The 3,009-nt window shown below is 41.1% G+C and carries 6 protein-coding genes, 1 tRNA gene and 1 pseudogene; 5 read left to right on the forward strand and 3 right to left on the reverse strand.

Features of this window, described 5'->3' with window-relative positions; translation table 11 throughout:
* The 3 genes and pseudogenes from RAC86_RS37280 to rpsN all read left to right on the forward strand — a co-directional run.
* A pseudogene (locus RAC86_RS37280) lies at positions 1-154 on the forward strand (alkanesulfonate monooxygenase); the annotation flags it as partial.
* Between the two features lie 96 nt (positions 155-250).
* A complete protein-coding gene (locus RAC86_RS37285) occupies positions 251-787 on the forward strand; it encodes a hypothetical protein (RefSeq protein WP_061188404.1) in 537 nt (178 codons plus the stop codon).
* A gap of 113 nt (positions 788-900) precedes the next feature.
* Entirely contained in the window at positions 901-1,170 is a 270-nt protein-coding gene (gene rpsN / locus RAC86_RS37290) for a 30S ribosomal protein S14 (RefSeq protein ID WP_061188229.1), read from the forward strand.
* Between the two features lie 17 nt (positions 1,171-1,187).
* Here rpsN and RAC86_RS37295 read toward each other — a convergent pair whose 3' ends face one another.
* Positions 1,188-1,661, reverse strand: a complete 474-nt coding sequence (locus RAC86_RS37295; protein ID WP_014113134.1) for a hypothetical protein — start codon at positions 1,659-1,661, stop codon at positions 1,188-1,190.
* A 1-nt stretch (position 1,662) separates the two neighbouring features.
* The gene (locus tag RAC86_RS37300) at positions 1,663-1,863 is read right to left on the reverse strand and encodes a helix-turn-helix transcriptional regulator (RefSeq protein WP_041521149.1); all 201 of its coding nucleotides are present in this window, start codon (positions 1,861-1,863) and stop codon (positions 1,663-1,665) included.
* 190 nt (positions 1,864-2,053) lie between these two features.
* Here RAC86_RS37300 and RAC86_RS37305 point away from each other — a divergent pair.
* A tRNA-Gly gene (locus RAC86_RS37305) sits at positions 2,054-2,127 on the forward strand.
* Between the two features lie 90 nt (positions 2,128-2,217).
* Here RAC86_RS37305 and RAC86_RS37310 read toward each other — a convergent pair.
* Positions 2,218-2,841: a B3/B4 domain-containing protein gene (locus RAC86_RS37310; protein ID WP_072565979.1), complete on the reverse strand. Its 624-nt coding sequence runs from the start codon at positions 2,839-2,841 to the stop codon at positions 2,218-2,220.
* A gap of 82 nt (positions 2,842-2,923) precedes the next feature.
* Here RAC86_RS37310 and RAC86_RS37315 point away from each other — a divergent pair.
* On the forward strand, positions 2,924-3,009 hold an 86-nt coding region (locus tag RAC86_RS37315; RefSeq protein ID WP_377886820.1), incomplete at its 3' end, for a hypothetical protein.

The raw sequence follows: 3,009 nt of genomic DNA on the forward strand, positions 1-3,009 counted from the left end.
TGGCTATCCGCATTTAGAAGAAGCATATTATTTTGCAGAGCTTGTGTTTCCGCTTTTGCCGTTTGAAAATGAGCGCACGAGAAAGCTTCAGAACAAAAGGGGAGAAGCCGTCGGGAACACTTATTTTGTCAAAGAGAAAAATGCGTCAGTTTAAGTAAAACACAGCCCCAAAACATGGTATGATATTCAAATAAAGGGGGCTGTTTTTCTGAAAACATTGATAAGCGCAGCAGTCATTTGCCTGATAGCTATGCTGTCAGCATGCGGACATTCAAAGCAGATGGAAATCAAAGCAGCGGACATGTCAGATCTTGAAAAAAACAGAATGGATATTGCAGCTTCACAGGCATTCACTGCCGAAGCCGTTAATATCAGTGAAAGTATTTCTTCAGCTGACATGTACATCGAACATTATCAAAAAGGAAAGCTTATTGAGACGATTGGTCCGGTAAGTGCAGATTATTCAGAGAAAAAACCCGATACATTACAATTTGTTTATTTTGAGAATGAAGAGGGAGAAGGAAAGACTAAACGCAGCACTGTTCATTTTGGCATTGTTGATAAACAGGGAAATACAGCGGCCAGTTCATCGGTGAAACGTGACGATAGCGCAACACAGGAAATGACTCAGAATATTTCATCGGCGGTACCGATTTCTTTCGAGAAACCTGTTTTGATCGGCAGCAGTATAAAAGGGACTGACGAGCCAATGCACACCTCTGAACATAAAAAAGAGCTTATTAAGCATCAAGATGCGTTACTGTATTATGTGGAGTTGCATCATTAGAAACGGGCGGCTTCAGGCCGTCTGTTTTACAAAGCGGTATGCTTGCTTTTTTGAATGGTGCATGATACATTTTAAATCGTAATAATTTCGATTTAAAAAGGAGGCTATGTGTCTTGGCTAAAAAGTCAAAAGTGGCAAAAGAGTTAAAACGCCAACAGCTTGTTGAACAATACGCTGATATTAGACGCGAGTTGAAAGAAAAAGGAGATTACGAGGCACTCAGCAAGCTGCCAAGAGATTCAGCACCGGGAAGGCTCCACAATCGTTGCATGGTAACGGGGCGCCCGAGAGGATATATGAGGAAGTTTAAAATGTCCAGAATCGCTTTCAGGGAACTGGCTCATAAAGGCCAGATTCCCGGTGTGAAAAAAGCGAGCTGGTAAGAAAAAACTCCGGCCGATTACAGCGCGCCGGAGTTTTTTTCGTTTTTCTTGAAAGAGATGACATAGGATAGGTGCTGGATGATCATAATGATAAACACGATAATAATAGGGAAAAACGGAATACGTGATTGAAAAAGCGGATAAAAAATGAGAAGAACCGCTGCGGCAGGAAGCGAGAAGTAGACGGCGATATATGACGCGCGGCATGCTTTTGCCGTCATCATCTTCTCTCTTTCGTCCTGCTCTTCAAATTCATCAGGCAGAAGAAGCTTTTTTGCAGCAGGGCGGCTTTTTTTCTGTAAGTACAAATAAACCGCAGACGCCGCAACAAACAGAATAAAGGGAGTGAGGTTTAATTCAAACACCATCTCGCCGCTCTTTGTGCGGATAAAGGATGCAATGCCTTCTGATGCTTCAAAGTATGCAATCAGCGTCCAGCATGCAAGGCCAAATAAAACAAGTTGAAAAGCTGCTTTTGTTTTCATGCTCATCTTAGTTTTCCTCCTCTAACCAAAAGACATCCTCCATTTTCATGGAGAAGGCTTTGCAGATTTTCAGTGCTAACAACAGTGAGGGAACATAATCGCCTTTTTCGATAGCTGCCACAGTCTGTCTTGTAACGCCGACCGTTTCTCCGAGTTTTTCCTGAGAATAGCCGAGGCGTGCCCTCAGCTCTTTTACTTTATTTTTCATCATGACGTCTGTCCCCTTCACATTCTCGATTGATTATATTGTATAGTATACTTAACATTATGTAAATGTGACTTAACACTTTACAAAAAGAAAACTTTTTTTCGACAAAATTTTTATATTCTCTTGACGAAAAATTAATAAACGTGTAATATAAAACAAGTCAGCGGTACTGTTACTGAAAAACACAAATGCGGGTGTAGTTTAGTGGTAAAACCTCAGCCTTCCAAGCTGATGTCGTGAGTTCGATTCTCATCACCCGCTCCATACATACGTTATTAACGCAGTGTTTCGTTTCTTAGATAAACGAAGTATTGCGTTTTTTTATGTAAAAAAGAACACGTCATTCGTGTTCTTTTACGTAAGCCAATGTACTGTATGGGCACCGCCGTGAATTTGTTCAAACATTTTCGTTAATGATGATAAGAGTTTAACAGCGCTGCTTTTTTCAATGGATGGCGGGAAAAAAATGATTTGCAGCATTTTCTTCGTCTCGTTTGAAACGGGATAGCGATTGACGCTGTTTTTTAAATCGCCAAATATGCCATTTTCATCAGAGAAAAGCAGTATGTTTTCTTTTTCTCCCAATGAGATTCGGACTGGCTCATGAAGCTTGCCGGCATCATAAATCATAATGGGCAGAGAATATTTTAATGCGAAAAAATCGATGGTGTCATGGGCTGAATCCTTGCTTTCCATGAATTGTTCTTTGGATATTGGGATCAGCATGTCTTCCATTGGGGTTGTTTCTCCCTCAAATGTAGGGTTAAGCTGTTTAAAGAGTTCCCGCCATTCCTTGACGAAGGATTCATCAGATATTCCGCCGTCCGCATAATCGAAAAACAGGGATTCTTGAAATAGGCGAAGCCTGCCTTTCAGCATTTGCGGAGAGGAGCCGACTTCGATATTCTTATAAATCACAGCCGCCGCATGTAAGCCGGCCGCACGTTCAGTAATAACAGAATCAAGTTTGATATTCACTAGCATTCACTCCAGTTACGTGATATCAACCTATTATAAACGCTGTATCGTTTTATCACAAAGAAAGGAGGCTGTGCAAAACATGAACGTTTATCAGCTCAAAGAAGAATTAATTGAATACGCGAAAAGCATTGGCGTGGACAAGATTGGTTTTACGACCGCTGATAC

The organism is Bacillus sp. LR_5 (assembly GCF_042709275.1).